Consider the following 16,426-nt stretch of genomic DNA (forward strand, 5'->3'; position numbering starts at 1 on the left):
TGGTTTAAATCGTTTCAACTCTGCGGCCTCATCCCTTGAGACATTCCAAACATGAACAGGAGCAACTCGTGATCAGGCTTGGCCGCCACACTCGCCTTGACGACGCGCGGCAACAGGCATTGCGCCCCGTCCTGCGTCGCACTGAGTACCTGTGTGCGAGGCTGTTCCCACGCGGCCAGGGCCAAGGCTGCAACGCCTAACGCCCCTACCAGAAACACACCTCGTGCTATTTCTAGCTTCATTTGGTTAAACCCTTGATAGCGCTGCCAAACGCCGTCTCGTAAAAGTAGCTGAGTTTTGCCCAGTCGCTATCGTTCCACGACGAATGGCGGCGCAGTTGCAGCATGTCGTGGGACGCTGCCTTATGAGCGGTAATGCGCTGGCGGCACTTCTCAAAATCCAGCAGTGCCACTTCCACGTTGGCCGCGTCGCCCTCGCCCGTCACCCTTACAAAGATATGCTTGATGTACAGGCAACCGTGCTGCCAACGCCCCTTGTGCATACGTGCCAGGGTGCAGGCCAATTCCTTGAGTACGCGCTCGTGGACCAATTCGCCGTAGCGTTCACGGCCACCCGCGGAGTACCAGTTTTCAATTTCGTCAAAACCGTCAAGGGACGCGGTAACCAGCAACGCCTGCCACTGGTGCTCAGCATCGCGGCGCGCCTCGCAGAACACCAACTCCGGCACCCGCACATCCAGCAAGCGCAGCCCCTTGAGGGCATCACGCTCGCGCAGCACCGTAGGGCGCCCAAAGGGGTGCAGCCAACTGCGGTAGATGTGGCCAGTCTGGCGCTTGCTGTAGAGAAGACGCCCATTGGCGCTCATCACTCGCTGCACACCACTTTCACCGCCGCGACGACGATTGGGCTCTTCGACCCACTCGCCTTGTTGGCGCCAGAAATAATCAAATCTTTCTTCGGGAGCTACGTGACTGCCTGCTACGCACTCAACTGCCATGCTCTTACCTCTTGCGCAATACATACACTCGCCACATGGCGTACAGCGGGATGAAATCCAGAGAATCCTGAACACGGAAACCCGCTTGCTCAAATTCTGCTTCAACAGTAGCAGCTGGTAACACAAATCTGTTTTGGTAACCTTCTTGCTCACCGTTCTTGCGTCGCTGCCCTTCAAGGCGTTTGCGTTTCCAGGCTTTGAAATTGCCATCGACCCACAGCGAAATGATCACGCTGTCGCGGGTAACACGCTGAAACTCCCGCAATATCGCCAGTCGGTGCGCCGGATCACCAATGTGGTGCAACAGGCGCATACAGAAAATGCTATCGACCGAGTTATCCGGCAAATCGATATCAAAGGCAGATGTCTGCAAAGGTCGTACCCGTTTCACCACATCCGCCGGTTGGGCGGCGGTTGCGACCTTCAACATCGACGCGGAATTGTCGGCGCCAATAATCACACGGTTGGGTTTTTCCGCCAGCAACGGCCAGAAGCGCCCCGCACCACACGGCAAGTCCAGCACCAGGCTAGGCTCACCCGCCATCGCCAACGCACCACGGGCCAATTGTTCGTCGCGCTTGTGGGACAAGCGGCGGGCCAAATTGTCCTGATGCTTGAGCAAATATTCGTGGGCGTGTTCGTCGTCGTACTTGTCGGAAAATTCGAGTTTGATCGGGGTAGGCATCAACGGATCTCCTGTTGCTGATGCCTACAACCTTAAGCAGCGTCCTGTGATCAACAGGTCAACCCATTGTGAAAAACTTGTCCTGTCCAATCTCATATATTTCAAGACTTTACAGATACAAGCAATATCATGGGGCCATCTTCGCCGAATTACGGCGATCTCTGGCAGGATAACGGCAGGGGAAACGGTCAGGCGTTGACCTGACTCAACTGAACATGAAAGCGACAGCCATTGGGTTCCATAGTGCTGAGGGTAACGCTCCAGCCCTGGTTCTCGCAGATGCGCTGGACCAGTGACAAACCCAATCCGAGGCCCTCACCGCGCTTGTCACTGCCGCGGACAAACGGCTCGAACATCGCTTCGCGCTTATCTTCGGGAATACCGACGCCGCTGTCTTCCACCACAAACCCGGTAGGCTCCAGGGTCAGCCGGATAAAACCGCGTTCGGTGTAATGCAGCGCATTGCGCAACAGGTTGCCCATCACGGCATGCAGAAAGGTCGCGTTGTAGCGGGTATCCAAAGGGTTGCCCGGTTGGTAGATCAACTCCAGGCCCTTGTGCTCAATGGGCTCGCGCCAAATGCCAAGCAGATCATCAGCCACCTGCGACAGGTTGACCTTGGGCGACATGCTGCCATCGTCATGTTGGGCACGGGCGAGCATCAGGAAGGTTTGGACCAGTTCACGCATTTCTTCACAGGCACGGGCGATTCGCTCGACCTGGTTACGCCCACGCTGATCGATCGCGGGGTTTTCCAGTAGCAGTTCGCAGGAACTGGCCAGCACCATCAGGGGCGTGCGCAGTTCGTGGCTGACATCGCTGGTAAACAACTGCTCGCGTGACAATGCCTGACGCAGGCGCCCCAGCGTGGCGTCGAAGGCCACGGCCAACTCCCCGACTTCGTCGGCGGCATAGTCGGGCGCCAGGGGCGGCGCCAGGCCAAGCAACTGGTCACGGTGCCGCACCTGACGAGCCAGGCGCACCACCGGCGCCATCACCTTACGGGCCAGCACCCAACCGAGGAACACCGCCAGCGCCAGGCTGAGCACGAAGCCCACCAACACCACGGCAAACAGCACGCGCTCGCGCTCTTCGAAATCGCTTTGATCTTGCAGCAGCACATAGCGCCGACCGTCGACTACTTCGACCATGGCGTGGTACGACAGCGCCTCACGAAACACCTCATGAAACCCTGGCTCCAGATGGCGCAGGTCCTTGGGCAATTCAAAATCGCCGGGGCCACCGCTGAAGTAAAACAGCTGATCGGGCTCGGGCCGGTGCCGCCAGTCCTCGACGGTGTCCATCAGCAGCAGGCGCTGCAAGTCACCGCCCAAGCCTGCCGAGATCAACTTCTCTTCCACCAGGTGCACGGTCGCGACGATGCCCATGGCGAAGGCGCCCGCCACCAACGCACTCATCAAGGCAAAGGCGATGATGATCCGCTGGGCAAGGCTTTGCTTAAACTCCATCACGGCCCTCGGCCAAGCGGTAACCCACACCATGCACCGTTTGCAGCAGCGGTTTGGCGAACGGCTTATCGATCACTTGCCGCAACTGGTGCACATGGCTGCGCAGGCTGTCGCTGTCCGGGCAGTCATCGCCCCACAGCGCCTCTTCAAGCACTTCCCGACGCAGTACGTGGGGACTCTTCTGCATCAAGACCGCGAGCAGCTTCAGGCCGACCGGGTTGAGTTTGAGCAGGCGCCCTTCGCGGGTAACTTCCAGGGTATCGAGGTCGTAATTAAGATCGGCCACTTGCAGGGCGCGACGACCGCCACCTTGGGCACGGCGTAGCACGGCTTCGATACGCGCGGCCAATTCCGACAGGGCAAACGGTTTGAGCAAATAATCGTCGGCGCCGGACTTGAAGCCCTGCAACCGGTCATCCAACTGGTCGCGAGCGGTGAGCATGATCACCGGTGTGTCGCGGCGGGCGTCTTCACGCAGGCGTTTGCACAAGGTGTAGCCATCGATGCCAGGCAGCATGATGTCGAGCACGATCAAGTCGTAGTGCTCGGTTGCGGCCAGGTGCAAGCCCGACAAACCGTCCTGCGCACAGTCCACGGTGTAGCCTTTTAGCCCCAGGTAGTCGGCCAGGTTGGCCAGAATATCGCGGTTGTCTTCAACCAATAGAATTCGCATGGGCAGTGTCTCCGTACGCGGTAACGGCCGTGTTGGCTCGCGCAGCTTAAGGCCAAGTGTGGCTAAGGGATAGAGCTGAAAGGTACGACGATAAAGGTTTTCAACCTTGTAAGGAGTTGAACAAGTTTTTCACTATAGCTTCACAAACTGACTACAGTGTCAGGCAGAAGATCGCCACCCATTGATATAAGGAACATAGACATGGGGTTTCTCAAGATGGCGCCAATGCGCTATTTGCTGTTGGTAACCGGTGCCTGGCTGGTTATTTTCCTGCTCACTCGCAGCGTACTGCTCATCACCCACCTGGATGAAGTCGGCGGCAACCTGCTGCCGGTGTTTGGCGTGGGCCTGCTGTACGACCTGGGTTTCCTGGCCTATGCAGCACTGCCGCTGGGGCTGTATTTGCTGCTATGCCCACCCGCGCTGTGGCGCCGTCGCGGTCACCGCTGGTTCCTGCAGGCGGTGCTCACCGTCAGCCTGTTCGCCATGCTGTTTACCTCGGTGGCCGAGTGGCTGTTCTGGGATGAGTTCGGCGTGCGCTTCAACTTTATCGCCGTTGATTACCTTGTGTATTCCGATGAGGTATTGAACAACCTGTTGGAGTCCTATCCGATCGGCAAACTGCTGAGCCTGCTAGCCATGCTGGCCATTGTGCTGAGCCTGGCCTTGCGCAAGCCGTTCAACGCGGCGATGAGCGCCCCACTGCCGACAATGCGTGGCCGGCTGGCGAATGCCTTGGGCCTGTTGATCGTCAGCGGGTTGAGCCTGCAACTGATCAGCCAAGACAGCCCACGCGCCCAGGGCGGTAACGCTTACAAGAACGAACTGGCCAGCAATGGCCCGTATCAGTTCTTTGCCGCCTTCCGTAATAATGAGTTGGATTACCCGCAGTTCTACAAAACCCTGCCAACGGACGTCGTTGCCCAGCAAATGCGCACCGAACTCAGCGAGCCCAACGCCCGTTTTATCGGTCAGGACCCGCTGGATATTCGCCGCGCCATCACCAACCCCGGGACGCCGCGCAAACCCAATATCGTGCTGGTGACTATCGAAAGTTTCAGCGCCAAATACATGGGCAGCAACGGCGACGAACGCAACCTCACGCCTTACCTCGATGCACTGCGCAAACAGAGCCTGTATTTCAATAATTTCTATGCCACCGGCACCCGTACCGACCGTGGCTTGGAAGCAATTACCCTGGCGATCCCCCCTACGCCCGGGCGCTCGATCGTCAAGCGCATTGGTCGTGAAAGCGGCTTCGCCAGCCTGGGGCAGCAACTCACGGCCGTCGGTTACGACAGCGTGTTTGTGTACGGCGGGCGCGGGTACTTCGATAACATGAACGCGTTTTTCAGCGGTAACGGTTATCGCGTCGTGGACCAGAGCAGCGTGCCCGAGTCGGAAATCTCGTTCAAGAACGCCTGGGGTATGGCTGACGAGGACCTGTACAAACAAACCCTGAAACTGGCCGACACCGACTACGCCAAGCAGCAGCCATTTTTGCTGCAGTTGATGACCACTTCCAACCACCGCCCCTACACCTACCCGGATGGGCGTATCGACATCAAATCCGGGAATGGCCGCGACGGCGCCGTGAAATACACCGACCATGCCATCGGCCAATTCCTGGAAGCCGCCCGTCAAAAACCCTGGTTCGATAACACGATCTTCATCTTCGTCGCCGACCACACCGCCGGCAGCGCAGGTAAAGAAGATCTGCCCATCACCAACTACCAGATTCCGCTATTCATCTATGCGCCCAAGCTGATCGACCCACGAGAAAGCGCACAACTGGCCAGCCAGATCGACTTGGCGCCTACGCTGCTGGGCCTGCTCAACCTGAGCTACGAATCAACGTTCTTTGGCCGTAACCTGCTGCAGGAAAACCCACTGTCACCTCGGGTCGTGGTCGGTAACTACCAGCACCTGGGATTGTTCGACGGCAAGGACCTGGCCATTCTCAGCCCGCGCCTGGGCCTACGCCGCCACGACCAAGCCCTGGGTGAAAGCAAAGAGCTGCGCGTCGGCAGCGATGATCCGTTGATCCAGCGGGCGATCAGCTACTACCAGGCTGCCAGTTATGACTTCAAACAACAGTTGCTGAGCTGGAGGGCGCCCAAGGAAGAGGCCCCGGCATTGAGCACGCGCTAACCAAAACGTCCCGTACAGGTCAGTACGGGACTGTTTCACCAGGGTTCACCATGCGAACCACCCCCGCCGTACCGGCTTCCAAACCTCTCAACTTATGGCTATGCCTCGGCATCCCTGGCGGCGCTGCGCTTCTATTGCTGTTGCTGGAGCTGACCTCGCTGGACATGTACCTCGCCAAGCTGTTCTACAACGGCGCGGAGGGCGGTTTCATCGGGCGTTACAGTTTCTTCCTCGAAGACATCCTGCATGACCGCGCCAAAGAGTTGGTCATCCTGTTCTCGGTCTTGGCGATCCTGGGATTTGTCGGCACGTTTGTCCTCCAACGGCTCAAACCCTATCGCCGCGAACTGGGCTGCCTGGTGCTCTCACTCGGGCTGGCGACGGCGTTTGTCTCTCCGCTGAAAACCATCACCGGCGTCCAGTGCCCATGGAGCGTCCAAGAGTTCGGCGGTCAGGAGACCTACAGCAAACTGCTGAGCCCTCGCCCGCCCACCGATAAACCCGGGCGCTGCTGGCCAGGCGGTCATGCCGCCACCGGGTTCGCCTTGTTCGCGCTGTTTTTTGCACTGCGTGACAGGCAGCCGCGCATGGCTCGCTACGCATTCATCTTCGCCGTCGGCTTGGGCAGCGTCTTTTCCGTCAGCCGTATGATGCAAGGCGCACACTTCTTTTCCCATAACGTGTGGACGGCGATTTTCTGCTGGCTGATCTGCCTGGGGCTGTATTGCCTGTTGCTGTACCGGCCATCCAAGCGCGCAACGCACACCTGACCCCCAAAGCAACGCCCACAAAAAAGCCCCGCCTGCATCACTGCAGGCGGGGCTTTTTCAGTACAGGGGTAAGGCTGGCTTACATCATGCCGCCCATGCCACCCATGCCGCCCATGTCTGGCATACCGCCACCGCCAGCGCCTTCAGCCTTCGGCTTGTCAGCAATGGCAACTTCGGTAGTCAGCAGCAGACCGGCGATCGAAGCGGCAGCTTGCAGTGCCGAACGGGTGACTTTGGTTGGGTCCAGGATACCCATTTCAACCATGTCGCCGTATTCGCTGGTTGCAGCGTTGTAACCGTAGTTACCTTTACCGTTCTTCACTTCGTTGACCACAACACTTGGCTCGTCGCCGCTGTTGGAAGCGATCTGGCGCAGTGGGGATTCAACGGCGCGACGCAGAACAGCGATACCGACGTTCTGGTCAGCGTTATCGCCTTTCAGGTCAACCAAGGCTTCCAGAGCACGGATCAGCGCAACGCCACCGCCAGGTACCACGCCTTCTTCAACGGCTGCACGGGTTGCGTGCAGGGCGTCTTCAACGCGGGCTTTCTTCTCTTTCATTTCAACTTCGGAACCGGCGCCAACCTTGATCACTGCAACGCCGCCGGACAGCTTGGCCAGACGCTCTTGCAGTTTTTCACGGTCGTAGTCCGAGGAAGTCTCGGCAACCTGGGCGCGGATCTGGTTGATGCGGGACTGGATGTCGCCATCAACGCCAGCACCGTCAACGATGATGGTGTTTTCTTTGGAGATGGTCACGCGCTTGGCACTACCCAGGTTTTCCAGGGTGGCGCTTTCCAGGCTCAGGCCGATCTCTTCGGAGATTACGGTACCGCCGGTCAGAACAGCGATGTCCTGCAGCATGGCCTTGCGACGGTCGCCGAAGCCTGGAGCCTTGACGGCTGCAACCTTGACGATGCCACGCATGTTGTTCACAACCAGAGTCGCCAGGGCTTCGCCTTCAACGTCTTCGGAAACGATCAGCAGTGGGCGGCCGGCTTTGGCAACGGCTTCCAGCACTGGCAGCATTTCGCGGATGTTGGAGATCTTTTTGTCGACCAGCAGGATCAGCGGGCTTTCCAGCTCGGCAACCATGGTTTCTGGCTTGTTGACGAAGTACGGGGACAGGTAGCCACGGTCGAACTGCATGCCTTCTACAACCGACAGTTCGTTTTCCAGGCCAGTGCCTTCTTCAACGGTGATCACGCCTTCTTTACCGACTTTTTCCATGGCTTCGGCAATGATGTCGCCGATGGAGCTGTCGGAGTTGGCGGAGATGGTACCTACCTGAGCGATAGCCTTGGTGTCAGCGCATGGCTTGGACAGGTTTTTCAGCTCGGCAACAACGGCGATGGTGGCCTTGTCGATACCGCGCTTGAGGTCCATCGGGTTCATGCCGGCAGCGACGGCTTTCAGGCCTTCGTTGACGATCGACTGAGCCAGAACGGTGGCGGTGGTAGTACCGTCGCCTGCGTCATCGTTGGCACGGGAGGCAACGTCTTTGACCAGCTGCGCGCCCATGTTTTCGAAACGGTCTTCCAGTTCGATTTCTTTAGCTACAGAAACGCCGTCCTTGGTGATGGTCGGAGCGCCGAAGCTCTTCTCGATGATCACGTTACGACCTTTCGGGCCCAGGGTAGCTTTTACTGCGTCAGCCAGGATGTTGACACCGGTGAGCATTTTTTTACGGGCGGAATCGCCGAATTTAACTTCTTTAGCAGCCATGATCGATATTCCTTAAATACTTTGTAGTAACGGGAAAATGAGCGGGGAAATCAGTCTTCCAGAACAGCGAGAATCTCGTTCTCAGCCATAACCAGCAGGTCTTCGCCGTCGACTTTCACAGTGTTGCTGCCGGAGTAAGGGCCAAATACAACCTTGTCACCGACTTTAACGGCCAGCGCACGTACGTCACCGTTTTCCAGAGTCTTGCCTGGGCCTGCAGCGACGATCACACCGTGGTTGGCTTTTTCAGCAGCCGAACCTGGCAGAACGATACCGCCAGCGGTTTTCTTTTCTTCTTCGCTGCGACGGATTACGACGCGGTCGTGCAGAGGACGAAGCTTGCTCATTGTCGATCTCTCCTAATTGTGTTTTTCATCGGCCGGTGTCAGTACCGGCAGGTTGTTATCCGGCTGTGCCGGTCGCGCCTCGCCAAGCAAGACGCGGAAGTCTGTCTGGTGTCGCCACCAGAAACCTTGCGGTGACCGTTACATAAGGGCGCATAAGCTTATTACAAGGGCGATCGGCGGAATTTTTTTGCAGTCGCCGAGCGATAAAAGCAACACGGCACCCGCAGGTGCCGTGTCAATAAAGCGGTTATTTGCTGTCGCGGTGTTCGAACTCACCTTCGATCACATCGCCTTCACGCCCCAAAGGCTGGCGCGGAGCCGGGCCACCACGGGGTTGCAGGTCGTCTGCGAACGCACGCTGGCGAATCGCCGCCTCTTCGGCGCGCTGGCGCATCTTGCCCGCCAGAAGTTTGCGAGTGAACGGCAGCAGCAGGAACAGCCCGACAACATCGCTGACGAAACCCGGCAGGATCAACAGGCCACCCGCCAGGGCCATCATCAGACCTTCAAGCATGGTCTGGGCCGGTAGTTCGCCACGGTTCAGGCTTTCACGGGCACGCAGTGCCGTTGCCAGGCCGGCGACGCGCAGCACCAGAACGCCAAGCATCGAGCCGAGAATGATCAGCAACAGGGCCGGGAAAAACCCGATCGCACTGCTGACTTGGACGAATACGAACAGCTCCAACACCGGGAACAGCAGAAAGAGCAATAAAAAAGGGCGCATCAAATGGTTCCTCAACGCAAGAATGCCTTGCCAGTCCACCTTAGATGACGTCGCCGTTTCGTGAATTCAAGCGTCAGCCGCGGCTTTTTTCGGCCAGGCTTCGGCGTGGGCCAATGAAACCAGGGCTTCGCGTACTTGTGTCGGCGTGTTGCAAGGCTCGGCAAACGGCAGCCAGTACAGGGATTGGCCGATACGCAGGTGCATGCCTTCGCTGTCGATACCGGCCAATTGCGCGGGCTCCACGGCAGGCAGGCCGGCAAGCTGGACGTAATGGGCGATGGCCTTGGTGTGATCGCTGTTCATGTGCTCGATCATGCTGCGCTCAGCCTTGCCCGCGAACGGGTTGGCGAGGGTCAACTGGTCGACCCAGTGAATCGCGCCAAAGCCGCCGATGTAACGGTGGCGCACCGGCTTGAGCACCCAAAAGTCGAAATCGTGAGCTTTATGGTAGTTGGCGGAATCGGGGAAGTAGCGGTAATAGCGCTCGGCGGCAGCCTCAATGGCGGCGCCCTCCTCCAACTTCTCGGCTTCACCCAGGTAGGTCAGACGCCCAACGGCTTGCACATCGTCGGCCTCACGTTCGCCCACCAGCAGTGAGCACTTGGGGTCTTTTTGCAGGTTGTGGGTGTGCTGGGCGATACGGCTGATCAGGATCAGCGGGCGACCCTGTTCGTCCAGGCAGTACGGCACGACTGAACCAAAGGGAAAACCCGGCATGGCTTTTGACTGTGTGGCGAGAGCCCCACGGTATTCCTTGAGCAATAGCTCTCGGGCGTTCTTGGCAACGTGCGCGCTCAACGTGTGACTCCTAGGGTATTCAGCCGCCCAACCCATATGGGAATGGATCGCAACACAAGGTAATCAATATCCGCGCAGGTTGCCAAGCAGGTTTTATGCAGCCTTATTACCAGGCCACGCCGAAGCCTGCGGTGTAGCGGGTCTTGCTCAAACTGCTTTCCGAGTCGCCACTGATAACGTCGCGCTCGGCCTTGAGATTGAGGGAAGCCCACTCGGTGACCTTGTAGCGCAGGCCGACTTCCGCATCCAGAGAGTAATCCGCGGGCGCATCGATAGGCTTGCCCAGTTCGCCAGTGGTGAAGAACTCGACGGTCTTGCCCACCAGATAGCGGTTGTAGTTCCACTTCATAGCCAGGGAATAGAAGTTGTCCTTACCGCCATCGGCATATTCATAATCGGTGCGGTTGACCAGCGACCCCAGGGAGAACGCACCCAATTCGTCGTCCCAGAACTGGTAGCCCGGACCGGTACCGACCGTGCGTTGACGCGCAAGATCTTCCACTTTGTCGCGCTTGTAGGTCAAACGCCCTTGCCAGAACCAATGCTCGGTGATGAACCGGTCCAGGTCGTATTCCAAAGCCCAGTTGTCGGTGGTGGCCACGTCGTCCTGGAATTCGCGGTTGTACTCACCTTGACCGGTATGCCGCCACTGGCCATGGCGGGCAGTGGTTTTGAAGTCGATATCGTAGTCGTTGGTGTCGTTCTCGGCGCGTTTGTAGTCCAGCGCCATGTCGACGTTGCCCTTCCACACCAGGTCTTCGATCACAGGCTTGGGCTTGATGATCTGCTGGATGCTGGCCAGTTCTACAGTCTTGGGCGCTTCGCCATTGGCCAGCACCACTTTGCCATCATCCGCAGCCTTGAGGGATTTGGCCTTCTCGCCAGTGTAGGCGTCCTGCTTGACCAACAACTCCTGGTCGCTCTCCAGGGTTTTAACCTGCTTCCAGTCCACCGGGATTGCACCCGCGTAGTCGGTCTGGATCAGCAGCTTGCCACCGTCAAATACCTTGATCTTGCCGGTCAGGCGGTCACCGTTCTTCAACCAGACGGTATCGGCGAGCAAAGGTGTTGAGGCGCTGAAAACAGCAAGGCACAGCAGGGTTCTGGACAACATATGCGGATTCGAGGCTCGGTTTTGGCGAAAAGAGGGCATTATCGTCTTAGATGACGTGTTAGCAAGGACTGACTCAAGGATCTGTATTGAGTTCAATTCTCAACACCCTGCTTACAGCATATTTCTTACAGATATGCCGACATTTTCAACGGATAGCACCTCAGTGAATCAATCTGCCGACACCCCGCAAAACGCGGCCGAGATGCGCCGTACCGCGTTGTACCTGACATTGGCGCAAGTCCCCGCCGGCTGCGTGGTGAGTTACGGCGAGCTGGCGCAACTGGCCGGGCTGGGCCGCGCTGCACGCTGGGTGGGGCGCACCTTGAGCCAACTCCCAGAAGGCACCACATTGCCCTGGCATCGCGTGCTGGGTGCCGGCGGTCGGATAAGCCTGCCGGTGGGCAGCGCCTCGGGCGACGAGCAGCGTGCGCGTTTGCGCGATGAAGGCGTCACTGTCCGTAATAATCGCGTGGATATTCAGCGCCATGGCTGGCGCCCGGTAGAGCACAGCGGTTAGAGTGCGCGCTTTGTTTCCGCAAACCTGAGGCAGACTCCAGCCCATGCCCCGTAAAACCTGGCGCGCCGCGCTCGCCGCCTATGCCAGCCCCTCGACGTTAGTGCTGTTGTTGCTCGGCTTTGCCGCCGGCATGCCTTACATGTTGGTGTTCTCGACGCTTTCGGTGTGGCTGCGCGAGGCCGGTGTGGCCCGCGAGACCATCGGCTATGCGAGCCTGATCGGTCTGGCGTACGCCTTCAAATGGGTCTGGTCACCACTGCTCGACCAATGGCGCCTGCCGCTGCTCGGCAAACTTGGACGGCGTCGTTCCTGGCTGGTATTGGCCCAGTCGCTGGTGATCCTTGGATTGATCGGCATGGGTTTCTGCGACCCGCAGAAACATTTGTCCTGGCTGATCGCTATTGCCGTCGTCGTCGCCTTCGCGTCCGCCACCCAAGACATCGCGGTCGATGCCTATCGCCTGGAAATCGCCGACGACAGCCGCCAGGCCGCGCTGGCCGCCAGCTATATGTCCGGCTACCGCATAGCCGCCCTGCTGGCCACGGCGGGAGCACTGTTCTTTGCCGAAGGCTTCGGCTCCACCGGTTTCAACTATAAACACTCGGCGTGGACCGGCACCTATGTGCTGTTCGGCGTGCTGATGATCCCGGCGCTGCTGACCACCCTGTTCATGCGCGAACCCAATGTGCCATTGCGCACCCAGTTGCAGGCTGGGCGCTACAGTTTCATGCACCAACTGATGTCGGTGTTTGTGCTGATCGTTCTGCTGGTGTCAGTGCCCGCCATGTTTACCCAGTTGTACAACACCGACTTCGGAAGCGTGGTGTTCCACGACACCAGCGTGTGGGACCTGCTGATGGAGGACCGCGCGTTCCTGCGCGCCATTCTCTATATCATCCTCACCGCCCTGTGCCTCTCGACCATGGGCCGTCGCGGCCTGGCGCCGGTGCTGACACCGGTCAACGACTTTATCCTGCGCTACCGCTGGCAGGCACTGCTGCTGCTCGGGCTAATCGCCACCTATCGCATGTCCGACACCGTGATGGGCGTGATGGCCAACGTGTTCTACATCGACCAGGGCTTTACCAAGGATCAGATCGCCGGGGTCAGCAAGATCTTCGGCCTGATCATGACCCTGCTCGGCGCCGGCATGGGTGGTTTGCTGATTGTGCGGTTCGGCATCCTGCCGATCCTGTTTATCGGCGGTGTCCTGTCGGCCGGCACCAACCTGCTATTCGTGATGCTCGCAGACATGGGCCCCGACCTGCAGATGCTGATCTTCACCATCTCCCTGGACAACTTCAGCTCCGGCCTGGCCACCTCGGCATTTGTGGCTTACCTGTCGAGCCTTACCAACCTCAAGTTTTCCGCCACTCAATATGCCTTGCTCAGTTCGATCATGCTCCTGCTGCCGCGCCTGATCGGTGGGTATTCGGGGGTGATGGTGGAGAAGTTCGGATATCACAACTTCTTCCTGATCACCTGCATGCTGGGGGTGCCGACGCTGCTGCTGATTGCGTTGCACTGGTTTCAGGAGAATCGGCGGATTCGGTTGAATCCGCCGGCAGAAGACTGATTTTGGGGGCCCTTTAAAAGCCAGACTGCGGCGCCCCCATAGCGAGCAAGAACTAGGCGTCCCCCTCGCTCCTTCAAACAGCCCTATATTCTGATGCCTGTACGGCGGCAGTTTGCGCCCGTACAATCCCAAGTCATTTCAAGTCCAAGCAACCGACAACGGCCTACCATGCGTACCAGTCAATATTTGCTCGCCACACAGAAAGAAACGCCTTCCGACGCGGTCGTGATCAGCCATCAGCTGATGCTGCGCGCCGGCATGATCCGCAAACTGGCCTCCGGCCTGTACACCTGGCTGCCCATGGGCTTGAAGGTGATGCGCAAGGTCGAAGCCATCGTTCGTGAAGAAATGAACGCCGCCGGCTCTCTCGAAGTGTTGATGCCGAGCACCCAACCGGCTGAGTTGTGGCAGGAATCCGGGCGCTGGGAAGAGTACGGCCCTGAGTTGCTGCGCTTCAAAGACCGTCATGGCCGCGACTTCTGCGCTGGCCCGACCCACGAAGAAGTGATCACCGACCTGATGCGCAACGAGCTGAGCAGCTATAAGCAACTGCCGCTGAACCTGTATCAGATCCAGACCAAATTCCGTGATGAAATCCGCCCACGCTTCGGTTTGATGCGCGGCCGCGAATTCATCATGAAGGACGCCTATTCGTTCCACGCTGACCAGGCATCGCTTCAGGTCACCTACGATCGTATGCACCAGGCTTACTGCAATGTGTTCACGCGCTTGGGCCTGAAGTTCCGGGCAGTTGAAGCGGACAATGGCTCCATCGGCGGTGCCGGTTCCCACGAGTTCCACGTACTGGCTGAATCCGGCGAAGACGATATCGCGTTCAGCAACGGTTCCGACTACGCGGCCAACATCGAGAAAGCCGAAGCCGTACCGCGCGAAACCTCACGCCCAGCGCCGGCTGAAGAACTGCGCTTGGTGGACACGCCAGAAACCAAGACCATCGCGGCCCTGGTGGAAAAATTCAATCTGCCGATTGAAAAGACCATCAAGACCCTAATCGTGCGCGCCGAGGAAGAAGGCAAGCTGATCGCCTTGGTGATCCGTGGCGACCACGAACTCAACGAAATCAAGGCTGCCCAGCAGCCTGGCGTGGCCAGCCCGCTGGTCATGGCCACCGATGCCGAACTGCGCGACGCCATTGGCGCCGGCGCCGGCTCCCTCGGCCCGCTGAACCTGCCGCTGCCGATCATCATCGACCGTTCGGTAGAGTTGATGAGCGACTTCGGTATCGGCGCGAACATCGACGATAAGCACTATTTCGGCGTGAACTGGGAACGTGACCTGCCAGTTCCGACCGTAGCGGACCTGCGCAACGTCGTCGCCGGCGACCCAAGCCCGGATGGCAAGGGCACCCTGGAAATCAAGCGCGGCATCGAAGTCGGGCACATCTTCCAGTTGGGCAACAAGTACAGCAAGGCGATGAAGTGCGAAGTGCTGGGCGAGAACGGCAAGCCGATCACCCTGGACATGGGTTGCTACGGCATTGGCGTATCCCGCGTGGTTGCTGCTGCCATCGAGCAGAACAACGATGAGAAAGGCATCATCTGGAGCGACACACTGGCGCCGTTCCAGATCGCCCTGGTACCCCTGCGTTACGAAACCGAGCAAGTACGCGAAGCCACCGACAAACTGTATGCCGAACTGACCGCCGCCGGTTTTGAAGTGCTGCTCGATGACCGGGACAAGAAAACCAGCCCGGGCATCAAGTTCGCCGACATGGAACTGATTGGCATCCCGCACCGGATCGTGGTCAGCGACCGCGGCCTGGCCGATGGCAATCTGGAATACAAGAGCCGGACCGAAGCCGAAGCCCAGCCGTTGCCGGTGGCTGAAGTGCTGTCTTTCCTTCAGGCGCGTATTCGTCGCTGAAAACCAGATCAAGAGAAGTCATGTTCAAGCGAAACACCAGAGCCCTGGGGGGCGCCGCCTTGTGCGGCGCCCTGCTGGTCAGCGGCTGCGCCAACCAGATGTCGCAACGCAGTGAGCACGAGGAGCGGGTCGAGCGTAAGTTGCTCGACCACAGTCTGCAGATCGATGTAGGCGATCCCAAAGTGCTGGAACTGCCGCAACGCCGGGTTCGCATTCACGAGCAGAAGACGTTCGAGGTCACCGAATTCGAAGTCACCCGTCGCTACGACCGCTACACGCCTTACCAGCCCTGGCGCAAACTCTATGAGTTGCCCCTGGGTGCGGTGGCATTGGTGGCGGGCGCGGGTGCCAACGTGGCGAATATCTTCGCCCTCGGCAACCTGCCTACCAGCATGACCCACGACTGGCTGACTTACGGCGTGGACGGTCTCAACCCGTTCATGAACGTGCAATCCCACGGCCGGGCGCAACAGAATCTGGCAGGTATCGATGAAGTCCAGCGTGACAAGCGCGTGGAGTATTCAAGCCTGCCCTGGAGCGAACGACCGGTGCAGGTCACCGCCGGCAAAAAGATCCACGAGCTGACCACCGACCGCAACGGCGTCCTGCGCCTGAACCTGTTGGACAGCCCGTTTGCCGAGCAAGACCTGAATCGCATCACGACGCTGAAGATCAGCGTGGAAGATGGCCAGGACGACGTACATTCGGACTCGACCCTGGCAATCAGCAGTACCTTGCGCGGCAAGTTGCTGGAAGCCCACGGCCTGATCTACGACGACCTGGAAGACGACGAAGTCAGCCAATGGGTGCACCGGGTCAAGCGTCTGTCGGAGCTGGGCTTGGAAGAAGAAGCCAGTGAACTGGAACAAAGCCTGATTGAGCTGACCCGCAATGATCCGGAGCTACAGCAGGAATTCCTGCAGGCGCTGACCAAGGACGCGGGGCGGTTAGTCGCAGATCCCGGAGCACGCTGAGACTTCGAAAACACTGTAGATCCAAATGTGGGAGGGGGCTTGCTCCCGATTGCGGTGCAT

Annotated in this window: 16 protein-coding genes; 6 read left to right on the top strand and 10 right to left on the bottom strand. The window is 58.8% G+C overall.

The genetic code is table 11. From position 1 onward, the window contains the following. Positions 1–14: 14 nt before the first annotated feature. The 5 genes from LRO94_RS23110 to colR all read right to left on the bottom strand — a co-directional run bounded on the left by LRO94_RS23110 (position 15) and on the right by colR (position 3,785). Positions 15–242, bottom strand: coding sequence for a hypothetical protein (locus LRO94_RS23110; RefSeq protein WP_032890836.1), 228 nt, complete (start codon positions 240–242; stop codon positions 15–17). Beyond that, the gene (locus tag LRO94_RS23115) at positions 239–958 is read right to left on the bottom strand and encodes a lipopolysaccharide kinase InaA family protein (protein WP_032890835.1); all 720 of its coding nucleotides are present in this window, start codon (positions 956–958) and stop codon (positions 239–241) included. The genes LRO94_RS23110 and LRO94_RS23115 overlap by 4 nt, the downstream gene beginning before the upstream one ends. 4 nt (positions 959–962) lie before the next feature. After that, positions 963–1,643: a class I SAM-dependent methyltransferase gene (locus LRO94_RS23120; RefSeq protein ID WP_032890833.1), complete on the bottom strand. Its 681-nt coding sequence runs from the start codon at positions 1,641–1,643 to the stop codon at positions 963–965. A 188-nt stretch (positions 1,644–1,831) separates the two neighbouring features. Beyond that, positions 1,832–3,112 (bottom strand): sensor histidine kinase, encoded by a 1,281-nt coding sequence (locus LRO94_RS23125; RefSeq protein WP_179179917.1) that lies wholly within the window; start codon positions 3,110–3,112, stop codon positions 1,832–1,834. Next, positions 3,102–3,785 (bottom strand): two-component system response regulator ColR, encoded by a 684-nt coding sequence (colR, locus tag LRO94_RS23130; protein WP_027605482.1) that lies wholly within the window; start codon positions 3,783–3,785, stop codon positions 3,102–3,104. The genes LRO94_RS23125 and colR overlap by 11 nt, the downstream gene beginning before the upstream one ends. A gap of 201 nt (positions 3,786–3,986) precedes the next feature. Between colR and LRO94_RS23135 the strand changes: the two genes are divergently transcribed. Beyond that, positions 3,987–5,936 carry an LTA synthase family protein gene (locus tag LRO94_RS23135; protein ID WP_179179916.1) on the top strand — a complete coding sequence of 650 codons (1,950 nt, stop codon included), beginning with the start codon at positions 3,987–3,989 and terminating at the stop codon, positions 5,934–5,936. Between the two features lie 50 nt (positions 5,937–5,986). Beyond that, a complete protein-coding gene (locus tag LRO94_RS23140; protein ID WP_179179915.1) occupies positions 5,987–6,706 on the top strand; it encodes a phosphatase PAP2 family protein in 720 nt (239 codons plus the stop codon). Positions 6,707–6,785: 79 nt separating this feature from the next. On the opposite strand, the gene groL is transcribed toward LRO94_RS23140, so the two are convergent. The 5 genes from groL to LRO94_RS23165 form a co-directional block, all read right to left on the bottom strand. Continuing rightward, positions 6,786–8,432 (bottom strand): chaperonin GroEL, encoded by a 1,647-nt coding sequence (gene groL / locus LRO94_RS23145; protein WP_032890825.1) that lies wholly within the window; start codon positions 8,430–8,432, stop codon positions 6,786–6,788. 50 nt (positions 8,433–8,482) lie between these two features. Then, positions 8,483–8,779 carry a co-chaperone GroES gene (locus tag LRO94_RS23150; protein WP_003175874.1) on the bottom strand — a complete coding sequence of 99 codons (297 nt, stop codon included), beginning with the start codon at positions 8,777–8,779 and terminating at the stop codon, positions 8,483–8,485. 247 nt (positions 8,780–9,026) lie between these two features. Further along, a complete protein-coding gene (locus LRO94_RS23155) occupies positions 9,027–9,503 on the bottom strand; it encodes an FxsA family protein (RefSeq protein ID WP_032890823.1) in 477 nt (158 codons plus the stop codon). Positions 9,504–9,569: 66 nt separating this feature from the next. Beyond that, entirely contained in the window at positions 9,570–10,301 is a 732-nt protein-coding gene (locus tag LRO94_RS23160) for a HugZ family pyridoxamine 5'-phosphate oxidase (protein WP_095185794.1), read from the bottom strand. Between the two features lie 106 nt (positions 10,302–10,407). Then, positions 10,408–11,415 (bottom strand): DUF481 domain-containing protein, encoded by a 1,008-nt coding sequence (locus tag LRO94_RS23165; protein WP_179179914.1) that lies wholly within the window; start codon positions 11,413–11,415, stop codon positions 10,408–10,410. Positions 11,416–11,548: 133 nt separating this feature from the next. Here LRO94_RS23165 and LRO94_RS23170 point away from each other — a divergent pair, with 133 nt between their 5' ends. The 4 genes from LRO94_RS23170 (at position 11,549) to LRO94_RS23185 (ending at position 16,366) form a co-directional block, all read left to right on the top strand. Continuing rightward, positions 11,549–11,932 carry an MGMT family protein gene (locus tag LRO94_RS23170; RefSeq protein WP_050442874.1) on the top strand — a complete coding sequence of 128 codons (384 nt, stop codon included), beginning with the start codon at positions 11,549–11,551 and terminating at the stop codon, positions 11,930–11,932. Between the two features lie 43 nt (positions 11,933–11,975). Next, complete coding sequence (locus LRO94_RS23175) at positions 11,976–13,508, top strand: AmpG family muropeptide MFS transporter (RefSeq protein WP_032890815.1); 1,533 nt, start codon at positions 11,976–11,978, stop codon at positions 13,506–13,508. A gap of 168 nt (positions 13,509–13,676) precedes the next feature. After that, positions 13,677–15,392: a proline--tRNA ligase gene (locus LRO94_RS23180; RefSeq protein ID WP_179179913.1), complete on the top strand. Its 1,716-nt coding sequence runs from the start codon at positions 13,677–13,679 to the stop codon at positions 15,390–15,392. Between the two features lie 20 nt (positions 15,393–15,412). Then, complete coding sequence (locus tag LRO94_RS23185) at positions 15,413–16,366, top strand: hypothetical protein (RefSeq protein WP_032890811.1); 954 nt, start codon at positions 15,413–15,415, stop codon at positions 16,364–16,366. Positions 16,367–16,426: the final 60 nt, after the last annotated feature.

The sequence above is a fragment of the Pseudomonas sivasensis genome (assembly GCF_021391435.1).
GTDB lineage: Bacteria > Pseudomonadota > Gammaproteobacteria > Pseudomonadales > Pseudomonadaceae > Aquipseudomonas > Aquipseudomonas sivasensis.

What these genes read in the sequence shown, in the direction of transcription:
- LRO94_RS23110 (WP_032890836.1), bottom strand. Translation starts at nt 242, where the DNA reads ATGAAGCTAGAAATAGCACGAGGTGTGTTTCTGGTAGGGGCGTTAGGC.
- LRO94_RS23115 (WP_032890835.1), bottom strand. Translation starts at nt 958, where the DNA reads ATGGCAGTTGAGTGCGTAGCAGGCAGTCACGTAGCTCCCGAAGAAAGA.
- LRO94_RS23120 (WP_032890833.1), bottom strand. Translation starts at nt 1,643, where the DNA reads ATGCCTACCCCGATCAAACTCGAATTTTCCGACAAGTACGACGACGAA.
- LRO94_RS23125 (WP_179179917.1), bottom strand. Translation starts at nt 3,112, where the DNA reads ATGGAGTTTAAGCAAAGCCTTGCCCAGCGGATCATCATCGCCTTTGCC.
- colR (WP_027605482.1), bottom strand. Translation starts at nt 3,785, where the DNA reads ATGCGAATTCTATTGGTTGAAGACAACCGCGATATTCTGGCCAACCTG.
- LRO94_RS23135 (WP_179179916.1), top strand. Translation starts at nt 3,987, where the DNA reads ATGGGGTTTCTCAAGATGGCGCCAATGCGCTATTTGCTGTTGGTAACC.
- LRO94_RS23140 (WP_179179915.1), top strand. Translation starts at nt 5,987, where the DNA reads ATGCGAACCACCCCCGCCGTACCGGCTTCCAAACCTCTCAACTTATGG.
- groL (WP_032890825.1), bottom strand. Translation starts at nt 8,432, where the DNA reads ATGGCTGCTAAAGAAGTTAAATTCGGCGATTCCGCCCGTAAAAAAATG.
- LRO94_RS23150 (WP_003175874.1), bottom strand. Translation starts at nt 8,779, where the DNA reads ATGAGCAAGCTTCGTCCTCTGCACGACCGCGTCGTAATCCGTCGCAGC.
- LRO94_RS23155 (WP_032890823.1), bottom strand. Translation starts at nt 9,503, where the DNA reads ATGCGCCCTTTTTTATTGCTCTTTCTGCTGTTCCCGGTGTTGGAGCTG.
- LRO94_RS23165 (WP_179179914.1), bottom strand. Translation starts at nt 11,415, where the DNA reads ATGTTGTCCAGAACCCTGCTGTGCCTTGCTGTTTTCAGCGCCTCAACA.
- LRO94_RS23170 (WP_050442874.1), top strand. Translation starts at nt 11,549, where the DNA reads ATGCCGACATTTTCAACGGATAGCACCTCAGTGAATCAATCTGCCGAC.
- LRO94_RS23175 (WP_032890815.1), top strand. Translation starts at nt 11,976, where the DNA reads ATGCCCCGTAAAACCTGGCGCGCCGCGCTCGCCGCCTATGCCAGCCCC.
- LRO94_RS23180 (WP_179179913.1), top strand. Translation starts at nt 13,677, where the DNA reads ATGCGTACCAGTCAATATTTGCTCGCCACACAGAAAGAAACGCCTTCC.
- LRO94_RS23185 (WP_032890811.1), top strand. Translation starts at nt 15,413, where the DNA reads ATGTTCAAGCGAAACACCAGAGCCCTGGGGGGCGCCGCCTTGTGCGGC.